Here is a 17,269-nt window from a genome sequence, read left to right on the forward strand (position 1 = left end):
CACTATGCCCAAGTCCGGACTCACGGTCATCCTCGTGGCCACGGCGATCGCGGGTGTCGTCTCCTACTTCGTGACCTGGCTTGTGCCCCGCGTCATCGGGTTTGCCGAGTACACGACGTTCGCCGTCTTCTGGGCAGCGCTTTACCTCCTCGTCGGCACCCTCTTCGGGGTGCAGCAGGAGGTCACTCGCGGCACTCGGCGTGTGGACACTGATGCCCCGAATCCTGCGCGCACGTTCGGGCTTCTCGTCGCGGTCGTCACCTTCGCGGCGGTGCTCGCCACCTCACCGCTCTGGGTCGGTGCCGTGTTCGCCGACTACGGTTGGGGCCTCGTGCTCCCGCTCGCCGCCGGCGCGGCGAGTTACGCCGTCGTTGCTGTACTCGGCGGCACCCTTTTTGGACTCAGCGAGTGGAGATCGGCCGCAGGTCTCCTCCTGCTCGACGCGCTCCTGAGGGTCATCGCCGTCGCGATCGCGCTCGCCGTCACCCACGACATCGTCGCCATCGCGTGGGCGGTCGTTGTGCCGTTCCCCCTGTCGATCCTCCTCGTGTGGCCGTTCGTGCGGTCGCGTGTGGCGGGGAAGGCGACACTGGATGTCGGCTACCGGCAGCTCACGTGGAACGTCGGTCGCACGGTCACGGCGGCCGCCGCAACGGGGGCCATGGTCAGCGGGTTTCCGTTGCTGTTCGGCCTCGCCTCGGACGGAGAGCCAGCGTCCCTCGTCGGCATGATCATCCTCGCGGCCACCCTCGTGCGTGCGCCGCTCATCGTGGTAGTGCAGGCCCTCCAGGGGTACCTGCTCGTGCAGTTCCGGGATGCCCCGGAGCGGGCATCCCGCCGTCTGCTGCTCATCCTCGCGGGGCTCGCGGGCGCTGGTCTCGTCCTCGCCGCACTGGGGTGGCTGCTCGGGCCGCTCGTGTTCGGGTGGCTCTTCCCCGGTGAACCCGTGCCCGGGGCCGGTTTTATCGCCGTGCTTGTTGCCTCGTCCGCCCTCGTCGGGTCGCTCAGTGTGACCGGCGCGGCCGTGCTAGCCAGAAACCGCCATCACCTGTACACGGCGGGCTGGGTCACTGGCGCTCTCGTGACCATCGTCGCGCTGTTGCTTCCGCTCGACCTCGAACCCCTCGCGATCACCGCACTCATCGCCGGGCCCGCCGCTGGCCTCGCCGTGCACCTCAGCGGGCTCGCCCTGCGCCGCTGACGCTACTTCGGTGCCGCCACCCCCACGGCCCAAATGAAGTCCGGGACGGCACCCGTCACCGCGCGATCGCCCAGCTGACGCGCCTTGAAGATCCACGGATTGTGTGAGGCGACGGCACGTGCGTTGCGCCAGTGCCGGTCGAGCGACTTAGACCCGCTGATGGCGGAAGCCCCCAGTGTGTCGAAGAGGCGGGTCGCGGCGCGTGGCACAAGATCGGTCAGCACAACCTGCGACTGGGCGGAGGCGAACTCGGCCTCGACGACGGCGTCGATCGCGTCGGCGGAGTCGCGATCGTCGGCGAGTGCCGCTGCTCGCTCCACCGCTCTGGCGACCTCGAGCACGGATGCCCGCGCCACGGCCGCGACGGCAGAGAGTTCACCGACGATCTGCAGGATCTGCGGGTCCTCGTGGGTGCGAGCCGCCGTTCCGTGGCTGTACACGCGGGTGCGAGCCCTGATCTGCTCCGCGACATCACGCTCGACGGCGGCCGCGATTCCCGCGAGCACACTCACGAGCACCAGCTGGTAAACAGCGGTTTGGTAGCGGAATCGGTCGGCGAAGGGCGCGACATCCTCGGCCGACACTTCGGCACTCTCGAAGATCGCGGTGCCCGTTCCGGTCAGCGGCTGACCGAAGCCGTCCCAGTCGTCGAGCACGGTCACCCCCTCCTGGTGGCGCGGGATGAGAACGGTGACATCCGTGCCGTCCTTCGTCGCGGTCGCGTCGATCCAGTCCGCGAAGATGCTGCCGGTGGTGTAGAACTTGCGGCCGTCCACTCGCAGGGAGCCATCGCCGGCCTCACTGACCACCGTTCCGCTCGCGCCGATCGCGCCAGAGCCCACTTCGCTCCACGCGTTTCCCACGAGGTCGCCTGCCGCGAGGCGACGGAGCCACCGCTCGCGTCGCGGGCCTGGAGCGGCGGCGATGAGGTCCTCGACGTAGGCGATGTGCCCGCGGAAGATCTGCGGAAGGTTGGAGTCGAGCGCGGCGAGCTCGATGAGAAGTTCGGCGAAGTCAGGCCAGGACAGCCCGTCGCCGCCGAACTCGACGGGGATGCGAAGGCGCCCGAACCCGGCGTCGCGTAGGTCACGCACCGCCTCCGTCGGCAGAGTTCTCGACTGTTCGCGCTCGAGCGACGTCGCCCCGATGCGTTCGAACACGGGCTGCAGGCGCTCGCGGGCGCTCTCGAGGGCACTCATCAGGTGTAGAGGGAGATCGGCTGAAGCTGCCCGTTGAGTTCCCAGGCGCCCACTTCGAGCTTTTTGTAGTCGACGGGGTCGTGCAGCGAATGGGTACGGATGTTGCGCCAGAACAGGTCGAGTCCGATCTCGCTCTTCGCCGAGCTCGAGCCGGTGATCTCGAAGATGCGATTCGCGACCTCGATGCCGACCTCCGTGGAGACGACCTTGAGTTTCGCCACCGCGATTTCTATCGCACCACGATCGGCGGCCGTGGTCGCAGAACCGAGCGCGACGACCTCGTCGAACCCGCGGTTCGTCTTGTCCGCGAGCGCTTCGACCGCAGCGAGCTGCGACGAGAACTCGCCAACAACCCGCTGAATGAACGGGTCGTCCCGGTAGGTCTCGGCGGGGGAGAGGAACCACGCGTTCTTGCGCGCACGGGTCAGTTCGAGACCTCGTGCTAGTGCTCCCTCGGCGACGCCTAGGTAGATGTTGCCGAAGGCCAGCTGAATGCCCGGCGTGATGAGATTCGCGAACGGGTCGTCGCTGAGGGTGCCGAGGATGTCCGCCTCGGCGACCGGGACACCCGAGAAGCGAACCGATCCACTCGCCGACAGGCGCTGCCCGAGCGCGTCCCAATCGCCCAGATAGGTGATACCCGAGCGATCGTGGTCGAGAACGGCGAACACCACCTGCCCGTCGCGCTCGCCGCCCTGGACGAGCGCCGCCGCGAGCACAACGTCCCCCGCGGATGCCCCGGTCGAGAAACGTTTGAGGCCGTTCAGCCGGTAGCCGTCCCCGTCCGCCGTGAGCACGAGGTCGGGGTCGACGGGGTTGACCGAATCCCCCCACACCCAGTGGCCCTCGACGGTTCTGCGGTACCAGTCGGCTTGCACGTCCGGGTCGGCCGCGAAGCCGATGTTGGAGGAGTTGATGTAGTGGTAGGCGAGAACCTGAGCGACAGAGGCATCCGCCCTCGACAGAATCCGTACGGCCACGAGGGCCGATTCCCAATGGCCGCCGCCGCCACCGAACTCGGCGGGGTGGAGGAGATCGACAAGCCCGCTCTGCCGGAGCAGGTCGAGTTCGGCGCTCGGATCCTCGTTGCGACGGTCGCGCTCGAGAGCATCGACCGCGAGGTTTGCGGCGACATCCTCAGCGACCGCACGCCAGTGCTGGAGTTCGCTCGCGGACGCCGTGCCGCTCCAGTAGCTTCGCCGGGTCATGATGCCGTGTTCTCCTTCTCGTCGATCGTGGACGGACGCTGGCCGTCGAGGGCGCTCGGGCCGTCCGCGAAAGCGCCGCGGTAGGCGTGCGCGGGGTGCCATTCGGGGATGACCGGCGACCCGTCACCACGAAGTCGACCGCGGAGTGTGCCATCCGGGTACTCCTCGGCCATACGTCCGCGGCGGCGCAGTTCGGGAACCGCGAGTTCCACGAAGTCTTCGAACGTGCCGGGTGTGACCACGTATGCGAGGTTGAATCCGTCGATTCCGCCGACGTCGATCCAGCGTTCGAGTTCATCTGCGACGGTTGTGGGGCTACCGACGATGACCGCACCGATGCCGCCGATGCCGACGTAGTGCGCGATGTCGCGCGGGGTCCATTCCCGTTCGGGGTCGGCGGTGGTGAAGATCGAGAGCGCCGAGCGCGCGGCATCCGTGTCCACGTACTTGAGCGGCACGTCGGGGTCGAACTCCGAGAGGTCGAGGCCGGACCATCCGCCGTAGAGGGCGAGCGCACCCTCAAGGCTTACGTGTTCGCGGTATTCGGCGTACTTGGCCTCGGCCTCCTCGTCGGTGGGGGCGACGATGACGGTCGCGAGTGTGAGGATCTTGACCGAATCGCGCGGGCGTCCGAGCGCCTCCGCTCGGTTGCGGATGTCGTCGGTGACCTTGCGTGTGATCTCCGGCCGCAGTCCGTTGATGAAGATCGCCTCGCCGTGCCGCGCCGCGAATTCGCGACCGCGGGGGGAGGCGCCCGCCTGGAAGATCACGGGTGTGCGCTGAGGGCTGGGTTCGGCGAGGTGGATGCCCGGCACACGGTAGAACGCGCCCTCGTGGCCGATGGGGTGAACCTTCGCAGGGTCCGTGAACACCCCGCGTTCGCGGTCGCGGATGACCGCGCCGTCTTCCCATGACCCCTCCCACAGCTTGTAGCTCGCGTCAAGGAAGTCCTCGGCGACCTCGTAACGGTCATCGTGGCCCAGCTGCTTGTCGAAGCCGAGGTTGCGCGCGGCGGAGTCGAGGTAGGAGGTCACAACGTTCCAGCCGATGCGACCCTGCGTGAGGTGGTCGAGGGTCGAGAAGCGCCGGGCGAGCTGGTAGGGCTGCTCGTAGGTCGAGGCGACGGTCACGCCGAAGCCGAGATGTTCCGTCGCTGCGGCCATGGCCGAGATCGGGATGACGGGGTCGCCGAGTGGCACCTGCGCCGCGTCGACGAGTGCCGGCGCAACCGAGTCGCGGTAGACGTCGTAGACACCCAGCACGTCCGCGATGAAGATGGCGTCGAAGGTTCCGCGCTCGAGAAGTCGGGCAAGCTCCGTCCAGTACGACAAATCCGTGTAGCGGTGGGCATGGTTGTCCGGGTGGCGCCACAGGCCGGGTGCCTGATGGGTCACGCAGCTCATGTCGAAAGCGTTGACGATGATTCGCCGGGTCATGGCGCGGGCTCCTCGGGGTTGCGAAACAGTACTCGCGGCACGCTAGCCTCGCGCGAACGATCACCCGTGACGTGTCGTAACGCGATGACGCGGTGCGTAACACAACGGCCACAACACGTAACACCGAGTCGCGCGACGACACGCGATGTGAGCCGTGGGGCACTCCACTCCTACTGTGACGGAATCCCGACCACAGCACTCAGCCCAAGGAGCACCCCATGAGTACCACGTCACACGTGCGTCCCCGCCGACGAATCGTCGCGGGCGTCGCATCCCTCGCGGCAGCAGCCCTCGCGCTGAGCGCGTGCGCCGCCCCCGCGTCCACCGACGGCGCATCCGACGGAGATTTCTCGGGCCAGACCCTGAGCGCCCTCCTCATCACCTCGCATGAGGGCGCCGCGAACTGGCTCAAGGAGAACTTCGAGGCCGAAACCGGCGCCACGGTCGACCTCACGATCGTTCCCTACGACGAGATCGGTTCCACCCTCGCGCTCGACCAGCAGTCCGGCGCCAACACGATCGACGTCGCGGCCCCCTGGTACGTCTCGATCGGCGACCTCGCAGCTGGCGGTTCGATCCAGGACCTTACCGAGTGGATCGAGTCCACCCCGTCGCTGGAGGAGGACGACTTCATCCAGTCGATCTACGACCCCTACACACTCGTTGACGGCAAGCGCTACGGCCTCCCCTTCGATGGCGACACCCACGTGCTCTTCTACAACACGGAGATCCTCGAGCGGAACGGCATCACCGAACCTCCCGCGACGTGGGACGAGTACCTCGAGGACGTCAAGATCATCACCGAGAACGAGGGTGCGAACGGCGTCTACGGTTCCGCGATCTTCGGTCAGAAGTCGCCGCTCATCCTCGGTGCCGCCTATGCCAACCGCCTCGCCGGTTTCGGCGGTTCCTTCGTCGACGAGGACGGCAAGCCCACAATCAACAGCCCAGAGGCCGTGGCCGCGGCCCAGGCGCTCGTCGACGCTGTGCCCTACGCCTTCCCGACGCCGGCCGAGACCGACTTCGGTGTGGGAAACGGCGCGTGGTACGACGGCAAGGTCGGTTTCATCGAGAACTGGACCGACCTCGGTGTCGGTTCGGAGACCAACCCCGACTCGACCGTCGCGGGCAAGTGGGGGGTCACCACCCTCCCCGTCGGTGGCGACAACACGGAGTCCCGGGCATCCCTCGTCGCGGGCTTCACGTGGGTGATCTCCGCGAACACGGAGAAGACCGACCTCGCGAAGGCCTTCATCGAGTTCGCCGCATCGAGTGAGGTCAACTCCGAACTCATCGTCGCCGACCCGCAGACGGGCATCGACCCCAACCGTGTCTCCTCGCTCGAGAGCGCCGCCTACGGCGAGACCTACTCCGAACTCCAGGAGGTCAACCGTGCGACACTCGCCGGCAGCCTCGCCTGGCCGACGGGGGAGAACGCGTCCCAGGCGGCCCAGATCCTCACGGATGAACTGGCCAAGCTCATCGCGGGTGAGGGTGGCACCGCCCAGGAGACCCTCGACCGAGTCCAGGCCGAGTGGGAAGAGATCCTTGGCTAACACCGCCACCCGGGTGCGCCCGCGCTCGTCGACCGGCCAGGAGCCGCGTCGACAGGCGCGGGCGCATCGCCTGTTCGTCGCGCCAACGATCCTCGCGATCGTGGTGCTCGGCGCGTACCCGCTGCTCTTCATCCTCGCCGGAGCGTTCAGCGACTCAACGCTCGGCAAGCCGTTCCGTAACTGGGTGGGCACGGAGAACCTCGAGGTTGTGCTCGCCGACGGCGACGTTGTGGCGTCGATCGTGCGAACGGTTTTGTACGCTCTCGGTGTCTCCGTCGTGAGTGTCGGCCTCGGTGTCGTCATCGCCCTCGCGCTCGAACGCGCCACCCGCTCGGGAGCCGTCGTTCGCACGCTCCTGCTGCTGCCCCTCATCACGCCGCCGGTTGTCGTCGGCACACTGTGGAAGCTCGTCTTCAACCCCGGCGGCGGGCTGCTCGACACCCTCCTTCGCGGTGTCGGTGTCGAGGGGGCATCCATTGCCCCGCTCTCGTCGACCTTCTGGGCTCTCCCCGCCATCGGACTGGCGGATGTCTGGCAGTGGACGCCCCTCGTCACCCTCCTCGTGTACGCGGCTCTCCTGACCCAGGACCCGGCCGTGCGCGAAGCCGCGTCACTGGACGGGGCCCATGGGTTCTCACTGTTCCGCGAGATCACCTGGCCCGCCGTCGCAGGAACGGTTGCCGCCGTGTTCTTCATCCGGCTCGTGATCGCACTGAAGGTCTTCGATCTTGTGTTCATCATGACCTCCGGCGGCCCCGGGGTCGCCTCGACCACTACCTCCTACGTCATCTACCAGGTGGCCCTCAAGGAGTTCGACATCGGCCGGGCATCCGCCATCACCCTCGTCTTCGCGGTAGTCGTCACTCTCGTCACGATTCCATTCGCCGTCCTCACCAGGAGGCTCACGCATGATTGATCGCTCCGCGGCGCGACACCGCTCCGCACTGTCGTACACGGTGCTGGCGATCGCCCTCGTCGTCACCCTCGTCCCGCTGCTCTACCTGTTTTCGCTCTCCCTCATGGGACGCGACGAGACGGTCTCGGGCATCCTGTGGACCTCGTCGCCGAAATGGTCGAACTGGGCAGAGGTCATCGGCACGGTCATCCCACTCTCGATCGGCAATTCACTGCTCGCCGCCCTCGGCGGCGCGGCGCTCACCCTCGTGTTCGCGCTCCCGGGAGCGTGGGCCATCGCGCGTTTCCGCGCCGGCGGTCGCACCCTCGGTGCGACCCTCATGAGCCCGTGGCTGTTGCCGCCCATCGTCGCGGTTGTTCCGCTCCTGACCCTCCTGCGTATCGTGGGCCTCAACAACACCCTTCCGGGGCTCGCTATCGTCTACGCGCTCGCCAACGTGCCGGTTGCCGTGTGGTTGCTCGAGGGATTTGTCCGTCGTCTGCCGAAGGAGCTCGAGGAGGCCGCGACAATCGACGGTGCAGGCTCGTGGCGCACTCTCGTCTCGGTGATCGCGCCACTGCTCGCCCCGAGCCTCGTCGCCGTCGGGATCATCGTCGCGATCCTCAACTACAACGAGTTTTTGCTTGCGACCTTCCTGACCCAGAGCGCCGATACACAGACCTTCCCGGTCGCGCTCTCGCTCTTCTACGGGGATCGCACTCCGCATTTCGGCAAGATCGCCGCCGCATCCTTCATCGGAGTGATCCCGGTCTTCGCGGCAGCGGTCTTCTTCCAGCGGTGGCTCGTGAGCGGCCTCACGGCGGGCGCCGTGCGCTGAGCCGCGCGAACCAGCTCGTGAGGTGCCCAGTTCGGTGGGTGCTGGAGCAAAATAACCCACCGAACTGGGCACCTCACGGGGGCTTTTAGTCGAAGCGCGGGTCTCGCACCGAGCTGCGGCGGCGTGACAGCCGCCAGCCGGCGCTCGTGCGGACGAAGACGTCGCGATAGTCGCCCGAAATAGGCGGGCCCTCGTTGGAGAACCCGATGAACTTGCTGCGCACGCGGGCCGTACCGTCGGGAGCTTCCTGGATGACGATGTTCGTCGAGTGGTGGGAGTACACCTTGCGATTGCGAAGCGCCGTGCGGAGTTCAGCGACCCCGTTGAGGTTGGGGCGCCCGAACTCGCTGAAGTCAAAAACAAAGTCGTCGGCGAACACGAGATGCGCACGGTCCCACGCGTCATCGTCGACGACGTGGCCGTAAATCGCGATGACGTCAGCGATCTCCGCACGGTCAGAATCGCTCAGCATGATCTCCTCCACGACGACGCTAAGCGCCCGACCGGACGGACGAAAGCACGAGCGTAATACCGCGCAACGGGGCGAAACACGGCGGAACAAACGTGTCGCGTTAGCGTCCCATGACGACCGTGGCAGCTCCAGGACAGACGGCGTCGAGGTCGGCCTCCGCGTTCGGGTCGTCGGTGTGCACCGTGACATCCGTGCCGAGAAGGTCGATGACCGCACACACGTCGCCGGCCGAGAGGGACGGCAGATACGCGTAGGCCTTCACCGGGTTGGTGTGGAACTCATCGACGTCGAGTTGCAGGAGCCAACGATTGCCCCACGAATCGTAGGGGGTTCGCCACAGCACGTCCTGACCGTTCTCGCGGCCGCTCAACGACAGCACCGTGTCGGCCTGCTCGTTGGTGAGCCCGAACGCGTTTCCACCCACGATCTCGACGAGCGGAAGTTGTGAGATCGGGTCCTGCGGTTCGCCGGGTGACCACACGAGGCCGGCGAGAAGCACGGTGCCGAAAACACTCGCAATGATCTCGGTGCGACGGGCCGCGAGGTGTTCCAGGAGAGAGGCGGCCGCCCCGAGTGCGATCACGAGGAAGACGATGCTCACCGTCCAGCCGAATTTCGCCGGGTAGTAGCCCCACGTGGTCTCGAACCCGACGCGCTGAGCAAGCAGGAACCCGAGACCGAGCGCGAAACCGATGACCATCGCGAGAACGCCGGAGAGCACCCGGCGTTCGCCCGCGAACCTCGCGGAGAGGGCGGCGAGTACACCGACGAGACCGACCGCGCTCACGATCGTCGCAGGGCCGATCGTCGGGAATCCGCCGTCTGCGGCGAGGAAGGCCGACGCGGCGAGGTATTGCGGGATGCTCACCGCGGCGAGGTAACCGACGGCCAGGGCGATCGCGGCGATCGGTGCGAGCATCCGTCGCCACCCGGCGCGGAGGATCTCGCGGCGCGAGCGCACCGCAATGAGCACACCGAGGGGCGCGACGACAACAACGAGCGGACTCCAGACCGCGAGAAGCGCAGCCGCGGCAACGATGAGAGCTGCAAGCGACGCAACGGGGTGCCGGGGGGAGTCCAGGTAGACGAGCCACACCGACAGGAGCAGCGCGAGCGCGAAGGATGTCGTGACGAACCCGTACTGGAACTGGACGCCGAGCACAAACCACGTGGTGCCGAGGAGTGACGCGATGACGGTGACGATGGCTGCGACGGGGGTCCGAAGGCGAGTCGCCGATCGCGCAACGATTGCTCCGGCGAGGAGGCAGCAGACCGCGAGCATAAAAACCCAGAGGCCGGCGAGGGCGGCCACATCGTGACCGGCGAGGCCAGCATCCGACACATCGTTCCGGCCGGGTGCCATGGCCGACGCGACCATGCCGAACGGCAACGGGGTGGGAGACCCGGTACCCGACGGCACGATTCCGCCGGCTTCCAGGATCTCGCGTGAGAACACGATGACGTTGACCGAATCCGAGTTCATGGCCCACGCGATGTGCAGGGCGCCCGGCAACACCTGAGCCAGCACGGCCGTAGCGATGACGAGCAGGCCCCCGGATGCCGCGGCCAAGGTCAGCGCGAGTGCGCGTCTCGACGGCGCCGTCACCCCGGCACGCGCCGCCGTGACGATCGCGACGAGCACAACGGCGGCCCACACCGCAGCCTCGAGCCACGGGAGGGGAACCCCGAGGTGGGGGGAGACGAGGAGGATGACGAGTTCGACTCCGAGGAGCCCGATGACCGCGAATCCTGCTGCCGCGGGCGCGCTCGTGCGGCGGATCGCGAGCGACCAGAGCGCGAGCAGCCCGACAGTCCAGACGGCCACCATCATGCGTGACAGCCTATCCGCGCCCCGACCACGCCGCCGCGGGCGGCGATACCCCTCCCGATAGCATGGGGGCGTGAGTTCGGCCGGCACCTCCTCCCTCGAACGCGGTGCCACCCCCGTTGTTCCCCCGGGCTCCGGGGCGATCGTGTCGCTTTCTCAGGCGCTGAACGGCAACAACAATTCCCTCGGTCTCATCCGTCTTGTTCTTGCCGCTGCGGTCATCTTCGACCACGCCTTCCCGCTCGGCGGATTCGGTCTCGACCCGGTCAAAGAGCTCACGCGCGACCAGGCTTCCCTCGGTTCGCTCGCCGTCGGCGGGTTTTTCGCGATCAGCGGTTACCTCATCGCCAAGAGCGGTATGTCCGGCGATGTCGTGCAGTTCATGTGGCGCAGAACGCTGCGCATTTTCCCCGCGTACTGGGCGGTGCTGCTCGTCACCGGTTTTGTGATCGCCCCGCTCATCTGGTGGCTCGGTTACGGGCGCGAACTGGCCGGGTACTTCACGCCAGGGGGAGGGGTGACTTACTTCGTCGCCAACTTCACCCTCAACATCGGCGCCTACGGTATTCACGATCTGCTCGCGACGACCACCCCGTACGGGGAGATCGCCGGGCAGAGCGTCTTCAACGGTTCGATCTGGACGCTCATTTACGAGTGGACCTGCTACCTCATCATCGCCGTCATGGTGCTGTTCGGCATCCTGCGTAATGCACGTATCCTCGTGCCGATTCTCACCGCGTTCTACCTGGTGCTGCAGATCCTCGCGATCATCGACCTCGAGTGGGTTGGTCTCGTGGTGCCGCAGCTCGCCGACCCCTTCGCGATCTCGCTCACCTTCACCTTCCTCCTCGGCTCGACACTCGCCGTGTATTCACGAACGGTGCCGTTCGACGACCGCCTGGGCATCCTCTCGGCGATCGTGCTCCTCGTGAGCCTGCGGTATGGCGGGTTCCTCGTTGTCGGCACCATCGCGGGTGCCTACCTGGTGATGTACCTCGCGGCGAGACTCCCCGCTCGTGTGCAGTGGATCGGCAAAAAGAACGACTACTCGTACGGCGTCTACATCTACGGATTTCTCGTTCAGCAGGTGTTGGCATACCTGGGCGCCTACCGCCTCGGGTATGTTCCTTTCGTCGCACTCTCGCTGCTGATCACCTTCGGTTTCGCCTGGCTCAGCTGGCATGGCGTCGAGAAATGGGCCATGCGATTGAAGTCGTGGGGCCCCGGCAAGGGTGTGCGGCATTGGTTCGACAAGGCACGGCAGTACAGCAAGGCGCGGCGTAGGCCCGCCGGTGAGGCAGGACAGTGACTCTGGGGACAGTGCTCGTGACGGGCGGCGCGGGATTCATCGGCTGCGCGCTCGCCGATCGGCTGGTCAGTAGCGCTGACCGCTGGATCGCGTTCGACTCGCTTCACTCGCAGGTGCACCCAGGCTCAGAGCGACCGGCCGCTTTGCATGAGTCCGCCGAACTCGTGGTGGCGGATGTCACCGACCCTGGGGCCTGGGATGCCCTGCTGGCCGACACACGACCCGACACGATCATCCACCTCGCCGCCGAAACGGGAACCGCGCAGTCCCTCGACGAGGCGAGCCGCCACAGCCGCGTGAACGTCGTCGGAACTACCGAGCTCACCGATGCCCTCGGGCGCTCCGGCCACCTTCCGTCGCACGTCGTTCTGGCATCGAGTCGTGCCGTGTACGGCGAGGGCACGTGGCAGCGGGCGGATGGCACGGTGTTCCAGCCCGGCATGCGCTCCCACGCACAACTCGAGGCCGGCCAGTGGGACTTCCCGGATGCGGTCGCCGTACCGGAGTCGTCGCTGACCACGCCGCCCGCTCCGACGAGTGTGTACGGCGCGACCAAGCTCGCTCAGGAGAACCTCCTCACGGCGTGGGGCGGCGCTCGTGGAGTCCCGGTGAGCATCCTCCGGCTGCAGAACGTGTACGGCCCCGGTCAGTCCCTCATCAACTCCTACACGGGTATCGTGTCGCTCTTCTCGCAGTGGGCGCGCGAGGGCAAGCAGATCCCGCTGTACGAGGACGGCAAGATCATCCGCGACTTCGTGTTCATCGACGACGTGGCGTGGGCTATCGCCGCGACCCTCGCGGCGGGTCCGGATGACGCGCGCCCCGTGCTCGACGTCGGCACCGGGGTGGCGACAACCATCCACGACATGGCGTCGGCGATCGCCGACTACTACGGGGCGCCCGAGCCGACTGTGGTCGGTAAGTTCCGCGACGGGGACGTGCGCGCAGCGTCGGCCGACATCTCGGCGACAACGACGTGGCTGGATTGGCAGCCGACCGTCTCCCTCACGCAGGGTGTTGCAGCACTCCAGGACTGGATCGGCGCGACGCGGCCCCTGTAGCCCGTCAGTCCTTGGGTGGGGTTTCGAGTTCGCGGATGCGCAGCTCGAGGAGTGCGACCTGTTCGGCGAGCGTGCGTGTTTTGGATTCGAGTTTCGTCAGTTCGGCGCTCGATTGGAGCGCCACGAGGAAGAGGATCGCGATCCCCACGAAGAACACGAGGTTGGTGGGCACCTGGATCCCCAGCACTCCCGCAGCCCAATCGAGCGTCGAGGGGAAAATTCCGATGACGAGCGCGAGCACGCCGGCCACCACCCACCAGATCGCGTGACGCTCGCGAAGGCGGTGACGTCGCAGCATTTCGATAACGACGATGAGGATGAGGGCCGCCGAGACGATCCCGAGAACGTAACTGGCCACGCTCATACTTGTGCTCCCGTCGCCGTCACGGCACCGGTCACCCGGTACGCGGACTTGGGTCGAATGTAGGCGAACACGAGGGCCACTCCCGCCCTCGCCAGGTAGATTGCCGACCGCACGAAGTTCTGGGATGGCACACCGGCAGACCTCGGTCGCATCGCGACGGGCACCTGTGTGATCGAGAGCCCCGCGCGAGCGGCGATGACGAGCGCCTCGATGGTGTCGCCGAGGTACTCGGCGGGGTAGTGCTCCGCGAAAAGGGCTACCGCACGGGGGCCGGATGCCTTGAAGCCCGAGGTTGTGTCGGTGAGCTTCGTGTGTGCCGTCCTGCTGAGGATGGATGCGAGTACCTTCATGGCCCAGGCCCGTGGGCCTCGGGTTGTGTAGTCGCCCTCGCCGGCAAAGCGCGCACCCAGCACAACGTCGTGAGAGTCCAACTGGGCGAGAAGGGCCGGCACACCGGACGGATCGTGCTGACCATCTGAGTCGACCTGCACGACGGTCGTGTAGCCGTTCGCGAGCGCGTACTTGAAGCCGAGGCGCATCGCCCCGCCGACACCGAGATTGAAGGGGAGTGTGGCAACACGGGCACCGGCCGCGCGTGCCACAGCGGTCGTGGCATCCGTCGATCCGTCGTCGACAACGAGGACCCCGACACCCGGGAGTTTCTCGAGTACCTCGTGCACCACGGCCGCGACCGACGCCTCCTCGTGGAAGGCGGGCATCACGATGAGGGTGCTCGCGTACGGGGACGGTACGGGGGCGGAAGTCACCCGCCGATCCTACTCGGCGCTGCGGTAGGGCAGGCCGAGAACGTGGCGGGTGAGGGTCGAGCGTCCCACCCTGTTGCCGTGCCGGATCGCGCCGGGCAGTTCACTGAGCGCATTCAACCGGGAGGTGGCGTGGATGCGCGCCGCCCGCGCCGCCCGATGCCATCCGCGTGCGGCACATTCGGCCGCCGCCTGCTCGAACAACGAACGCTCCTGACGGAACTTCGATCCGTCGGGACCCGTCACCGACGACAGACTCGTCGAGTGTCGGCGGTACTCGAAGACGATCTCGTCGTCGAGTACGAGGTTTCCACCGTCGAAGGTGATCGTCAGGAGCATCGCGAGGTCTTGAACGACATCGAGGTCGGTGCGGAAACCGCCGGAAAGGCGAGACGTGCGCCAGGCGAGGGAGGGGAAGTAGGTCCAGTTTCCGCGCAGCAGACTCGTGGCGAGGCGCTCGCCGCTGAAGCGCCGCGCGCCGGTGCCGCCGAAGCGGTAGAGCGCTTTGACGCGATCGGCGAGCGGTGTGGTCACCGCTCCGTTCTCGTCGATGACACGAACGCCGGGTTGAATGATGTCGGCGTCGGGAAACTCCGCCATGAGTTCCCGCACCCGCCGCACGTATCCCGGCAGCATGACATCGTCGCAGCCCATGATCGTCACGAACTCCGAGGTGGCGAGCGAGACTGCCTTGTTGTAGTTACGGCTCGGCTTCAAGTTCTCGTCATTGCGGAGATAGGTGACCCGCTCATCGCCGAGCGTCTGTGCCCAGCGACCGGGCTCCGGGTCGGGGTACTGGTCATCCAAGATGGTCAAACGCCAGTCCCCGTCGGTCTGCGCGAGCACGCTCTCGACGGCAATCCTGAAGTGGTCGAAGCGGCCCCAGAACGGCATCATGATGTCCAGAGTCACTCGGCTAGGCTAACCGCCATGTCTGCTCCCGCGGTGCCCGTGCCGCGGGTCGCCATCCCCATGCTCACCCTCGTGCGCGGTGGCATGGGCGGCAGCGAGACCTACGCTCGGGAACTCGTTTCGCGGTTGGCGGCAAACGATCGAGTGGATGCAGTCGCCGTCGTTCCGGACGCGGCCGCGGGTTTCAGCGCGCCACTGCCGGAGGTTGCGGTCCCCGGTCTCGACGGCGGAGGCTCCACGGCTCAGAGGCTGTCGACGCTCGCGTCCGCGATGCTCAAGGGGCGTGGCATCCGTCGCTCGTGGGGCGATCGCACCGTTGTGCACTACCCGTTCACGGTCCCCGCCCCGCGGCCGCCCAAGGGCACACCGTGGATCGTGACCCTCCACGACGTGCAGCACCTCGACCTGCCGCACCTCTTTTCGCGGTCGGAACTCGCGTTCCGGCGCCGTTTCTACGACACACCAGCGCGCGAGGCGGACCTCGTGATCACGGTGAGCGAGTTCTGTCGGTCACGGATCGTCGAGCAACTCCGCATCGACCCCGATCGTGTTGTTGTCGCACACCTCGGTGTGGACGTGAGCGAGTTTGTGCCCTTCGCGGGGGAGCGCGAGCCGTTTGTGTTGTTTCCCGCACGCGGCTGGCCTCACAAAAACCACGCGCGACTCGTCGAGGCGATGCAGATCGTGCGCGAGCGGCACCCTGACCTCACGCTTGTGCTGACGGGTGGCGCCCTCGACCAGCTTGGCGAGCTTCCGGAGTGGGTGGATCGTCGCGGGCTCGTGAGCCTCGACGAACTCCGTGAGCTGTACCGAACCGCGTCGCTCGTCGCCTTCCCGAGTCTTTACGAAGGATTTGGTCTCCCGCCGCTGGAGGCCATGGCGTCGGGATGCCCGGTCGCGGTCGCGCACTCCGGCTCCCTGCCCGAGGTCGTCGGTGACGCGGCAGTGTTGTTCGACCCGCACAGTGTCGATGCCATCGCCGAGGGCATCCTCGAGGCGCTGAATCGCGGCAACGCGGGATTCGAGGCGGGACTGGCTCGCGCCGCATCCTTCACGTGGGATCGCTGCGTCGAGCGCCACGTCGAGGCGTACGAACGAGCCATCGAAACGCGTTCGTAACGGCTCGACAACGAGTGGCGGGAACGCACGTCGAGGGCGGTTCGTTCTGACGTATCCTCGCGATATGAACGCTCTTCGTTTCGGGGTTGTCGCCGTCGGCGTGGCCCTCGTTCTCTCCGGTTGTGCGGCCTCAAGCCCGAGCGACTCGACCGCGACCCCGACGGTCACGCCGACTCCGACACCTTCTGCTCCGGCGGAGCCCAGCCCGACCCTGGCCCTCTCCTGCGCCGACCTGATCTCCACGGACGATGCCGTCGCACTGCTCGGTTACCCGGTCGAACTCGCGCCCGCCGCATGGCAGCTCACGAGCATCTCGACCGTCGCGGCCGTGCAGGGGGGAGCCCTCACGTGTCAGTGGACTCCGCCGGGCGTGAAGCCAGACCGTTCCGCAGATCTCTCCCTCTCGGTCAGCACTCACGGCCCGTTCAGTGACCCGGCAATCGGATCCACGTGCGACACGGGATCGTGCGAGGTTGCACTCGACAGGCGATGGCTGTTCGTCCGGGCATGGCCCACACAGGGGCCCAACGCGAACACCACCGTGGACGCGGGGGCGTGGGATGCCCTCGTGGCGTCGGTGACCTCGGCGGTTTCCGCGGCAACACAAACGAACCCTCCGTGGACTCCGCCCGCAGACACCGCGCAATTCGAGGGATGCCCGAGCGGTTTTGCCCCGGATCCCGCCACCCTGTCTGCCGACGCTGCCGCGGCGGGACTCCGACTGTGCGCCGCCGAAGGTCGATACTTCAGTGTGCTCCCTGGCGGAGCCTGGGCGATGCCCACTCTGACCGCCGAACTCCCCGAGCAGTACCACAAGTCGCCGTGGGTGCCCGTGGACGTCGCCGGCGCGGGGAGCGCGCTGACACGATATGGCGACGGCTCGTTCGACGTGCTCGCGACCGTCGACGGCACCATGATCCAGGTGACGCGCGCCGGGGACGCGTCCCCCGATCAGGGGTCAACGGTTGAGGAGCTCACTGCCGAGGTGGTTTCAGAACTCGAGTCGATCATCGCGCACTACTGACGGGTGACCGCGAAACATCCTGGTTTCTTTCATCTAGTACGGTGTGTGCTTGGGGGGGCGTTCTGCCTACCCACGCGACGACG

General features: G+C 66.9%; 16 protein-coding genes. 8 read left to right on the forward strand and 8 right to left on the reverse strand.

What is annotated here, in order from left to right:
- Positions 1–4: 4 nt before the first annotated feature.
- Positions 5–1,201, forward strand: coding sequence for a hypothetical protein (locus LH407_RS10610; protein ID WP_322134021.1), 1,197 nt, complete (start codon positions 5–7; stop codon positions 1,199–1,201).
- A gap of 2 nt (positions 1,202–1,203) precedes the next feature.
- Here LH407_RS10610 and LH407_RS10615 read toward each other — a convergent pair whose 3' ends face one another.
- The 3 genes from LH407_RS10615 to LH407_RS10625 are packed head-to-tail and all read right to left on the reverse strand — an operon-like array spanning position 1,204 to position 5,044.
- On the reverse strand, positions 1,204–2,400 hold the full coding sequence (locus tag LH407_RS10615) for an acyl-CoA dehydrogenase family protein (RefSeq protein ID WP_322134020.1): 1,197 nt from the start codon (positions 2,398–2,400) through the stop codon (positions 1,204–1,206).
- Complete coding sequence (locus LH407_RS10620) at positions 2,400–3,608, reverse strand: acyl-CoA dehydrogenase family protein (RefSeq protein ID WP_322134019.1); 1,209 nt, start codon at positions 3,606–3,608, stop codon at positions 2,400–2,402. Before LH407_RS10620 ends, LH407_RS10615 begins: the two co-directional genes overlap by 1 nt.
- On the reverse strand, positions 3,605–5,044 hold the full coding sequence (locus LH407_RS10625; protein ID WP_322134018.1) for an LLM class flavin-dependent oxidoreductase: 1,440 nt from the start codon (positions 5,042–5,044) through the stop codon (positions 3,605–3,607). Before LH407_RS10625 ends, LH407_RS10620 begins: the two co-directional genes overlap by 4 nt.
- 218 nt (positions 5,045–5,262) lie before the next feature.
- On the opposite strand from LH407_RS10625, the gene LH407_RS10630 reads away from it, so the two are divergent.
- Genes LH407_RS10630 through LH407_RS10640 form a run of 3 tightly spaced genes read left to right on the forward strand, consistent with a single transcriptional unit; the run spans position 5,263 to position 8,333 of the window.
- Entirely contained in the window at positions 5,263–6,600 is a 1,338-nt protein-coding gene (locus LH407_RS10630) for an ABC transporter substrate-binding protein (protein WP_322134017.1), read from the forward strand.
- A complete protein-coding gene (locus tag LH407_RS10635) occupies positions 6,593–7,516 on the forward strand; it encodes a carbohydrate ABC transporter permease (RefSeq protein ID WP_322134016.1) in 924 nt (307 codons plus the stop codon). The genes LH407_RS10630 and LH407_RS10635 overlap by 8 nt, the downstream gene beginning before the upstream one ends.
- On the forward strand, positions 7,509–8,333 hold the full coding sequence (locus LH407_RS10640; protein WP_322134015.1) for a carbohydrate ABC transporter permease: 825 nt from the start codon (positions 7,509–7,511) through the stop codon (positions 8,331–8,333). Before LH407_RS10635 ends, LH407_RS10640 begins: the two co-directional genes overlap by 8 nt.
- Positions 8,334–8,418: 85 nt before the next feature.
- Here the strand turns inward: LH407_RS10640 and LH407_RS10645 are convergent, their stop codons facing one another.
- Both LH407_RS10645 and LH407_RS10650 read right to left on the reverse strand, forming a co-directional pair.
- Positions 8,419–8,805: a nuclear transport factor 2 family protein gene (locus tag LH407_RS10645; protein WP_322134014.1), complete on the reverse strand. Its 387-nt coding sequence runs from the start codon at positions 8,803–8,805 to the stop codon at positions 8,419–8,421.
- 100 nt (positions 8,806–8,905) lie between these two features.
- On the reverse strand, positions 8,906–10,636 hold the full coding sequence (locus LH407_RS10650; protein ID WP_322134013.1) for a hypothetical protein: 1,731 nt from the start codon (positions 10,634–10,636) through the stop codon (positions 8,906–8,908).
- A gap of 70 nt (positions 10,637–10,706) precedes the next feature.
- Between LH407_RS10650 and LH407_RS10655 the strand changes: the two genes are divergently transcribed.
- Positions 10,707–11,942: an acyltransferase family protein gene (locus LH407_RS10655; protein ID WP_322134012.1), complete on the forward strand. Its 1,236-nt coding sequence runs from the start codon at positions 10,707–10,709 to the stop codon at positions 11,940–11,942.
- Positions 11,939–13,003: an NAD-dependent epimerase/dehydratase family protein gene (locus LH407_RS10660; protein WP_322134011.1), complete on the forward strand. Its 1,065-nt coding sequence runs from the start codon at positions 11,939–11,941 to the stop codon at positions 13,001–13,003. Before LH407_RS10655 ends, LH407_RS10660 begins: the two co-directional genes overlap by 4 nt.
- 4 nt (positions 13,004–13,007) lie before the next feature.
- Here LH407_RS10660 and LH407_RS10665 read toward each other — a convergent pair whose 3' ends face one another.
- The 3 genes from LH407_RS10665 to LH407_RS10675 are packed head-to-tail and all read right to left on the reverse strand — an operon-like array spanning position 13,008 to position 15,043.
- Positions 13,008–13,367 carry a DUF2304 domain-containing protein gene (locus LH407_RS10665; RefSeq protein WP_322134010.1) on the reverse strand — a complete coding sequence of 120 codons (360 nt, stop codon included), beginning with the start codon at positions 13,365–13,367 and terminating at the stop codon, positions 13,008–13,010.
- A complete protein-coding gene (locus LH407_RS10670) occupies positions 13,364–14,086 on the reverse strand; it encodes a glycosyltransferase family 2 protein (protein WP_322134939.1) in 723 nt (240 codons plus the stop codon). Before LH407_RS10670 ends, LH407_RS10665 begins: the two co-directional genes overlap by 4 nt.
- A 57-nt stretch (positions 14,087–14,143) precedes the next feature.
- Positions 14,144–15,043, reverse strand: a complete 900-nt coding sequence (locus tag LH407_RS10675; RefSeq protein ID WP_322134009.1) for a glycosyltransferase — start codon at positions 15,041–15,043, stop codon at positions 14,144–14,146.
- Positions 15,044–15,061: 18 nt separating this feature from the next.
- Between LH407_RS10675 and LH407_RS10680 the strand changes: the two genes are divergently transcribed.
- On the forward strand, positions 15,062–16,162 hold the full coding sequence (locus LH407_RS10680) for a glycosyltransferase family 4 protein (RefSeq protein WP_322134008.1): 1,101 nt from the start codon (positions 15,062–15,064) through the stop codon (positions 16,160–16,162).
- Between the two features lie 64 nt (positions 16,163–16,226).
- Entirely contained in the window at positions 16,227–17,186 is a 960-nt protein-coding gene (locus LH407_RS10685; RefSeq protein WP_322134007.1) for a hypothetical protein, read from the forward strand.
- The last annotated feature ends 83 nt before the right edge of the window (positions 17,187–17,269 follow it).

It is taken from the genome of Antiquaquibacter oligotrophicus (assembly GCF_020535405.1).
GTDB lineage: Bacteria > Actinomycetota > Actinomycetes > Actinomycetales > Microbacteriaceae > Rhodoglobus > Rhodoglobus oligotrophicus.

What these genes read in the sequence shown, in the direction of transcription:
- LH407_RS10630 (WP_322134017.1), top strand. Translation starts at nt 5,263, where the DNA reads ATGAGTACCACGTCACACGTGCGTCCCCGCCGACGAATCGTCGCGGGC.
- LH407_RS10650 (WP_322134013.1), bottom strand. Translation starts at nt 10,636, where the DNA reads ATGATGGTGGCCGTCTGGACTGTCGGGCTGCTCGCGCTCTGGTCGCTC.
- LH407_RS10670 (WP_322134939.1), bottom strand. Translation starts at nt 14,086, where the DNA reads ATGCCCGCCTTCCACGAGGAGGCGTCGGTCGCGGCCGTGGTGCACGAG.
- LH407_RS10680 (WP_322134008.1), top strand. Translation starts at nt 15,062, where the DNA reads ATGTCTGCTCCCGCGGTGCCCGTGCCGCGGGTCGCCATCCCCATGCTC.
- LH407_RS10640 (WP_322134015.1), top strand. Translation starts at nt 7,509, where the DNA reads ATGATTGATCGCTCCGCGGCGCGACACCGCTCCGCACTGTCGTACACG.
- LH407_RS10625 (WP_322134018.1), bottom strand. Translation starts at nt 5,044, where the DNA reads ATGACCCGGCGAATCATCGTCAACGCTTTCGACATGAGCTGCGTGACC.
- LH407_RS10685 (WP_322134007.1), top strand. Translation starts at nt 16,227, where the DNA reads ATGAACGCTCTTCGTTTCGGGGTTGTCGCCGTCGGCGTGGCCCTCGTT.
- LH407_RS10645 (WP_322134014.1), bottom strand. Translation starts at nt 8,805, where the DNA reads ATGCTGAGCGATTCTGACCGTGCGGAGATCGCTGACGTCATCGCGATT.
- LH407_RS10615 (WP_322134020.1), bottom strand. Translation starts at nt 2,400, where the DNA reads ATGAGTGCCCTCGAGAGCGCCCGCGAGCGCCTGCAGCCCGTGTTCGAA.
- LH407_RS10620 (WP_322134019.1), bottom strand. Translation starts at nt 3,608, where the DNA reads ATGACCCGGCGAAGCTACTGGAGCGGCACGGCGTCCGCGAGCGAACTC.
- LH407_RS10665 (WP_322134010.1), bottom strand. Translation starts at nt 13,367, where the DNA reads ATGAGCGTGGCCAGTTACGTTCTCGGGATCGTCTCGGCGGCCCTCATC.
- LH407_RS10610 (WP_322134021.1), top strand. Translation starts at nt 5, where the DNA reads ATGCCCAAGTCCGGACTCACGGTCATCCTCGTGGCCACGGCGATCGCG.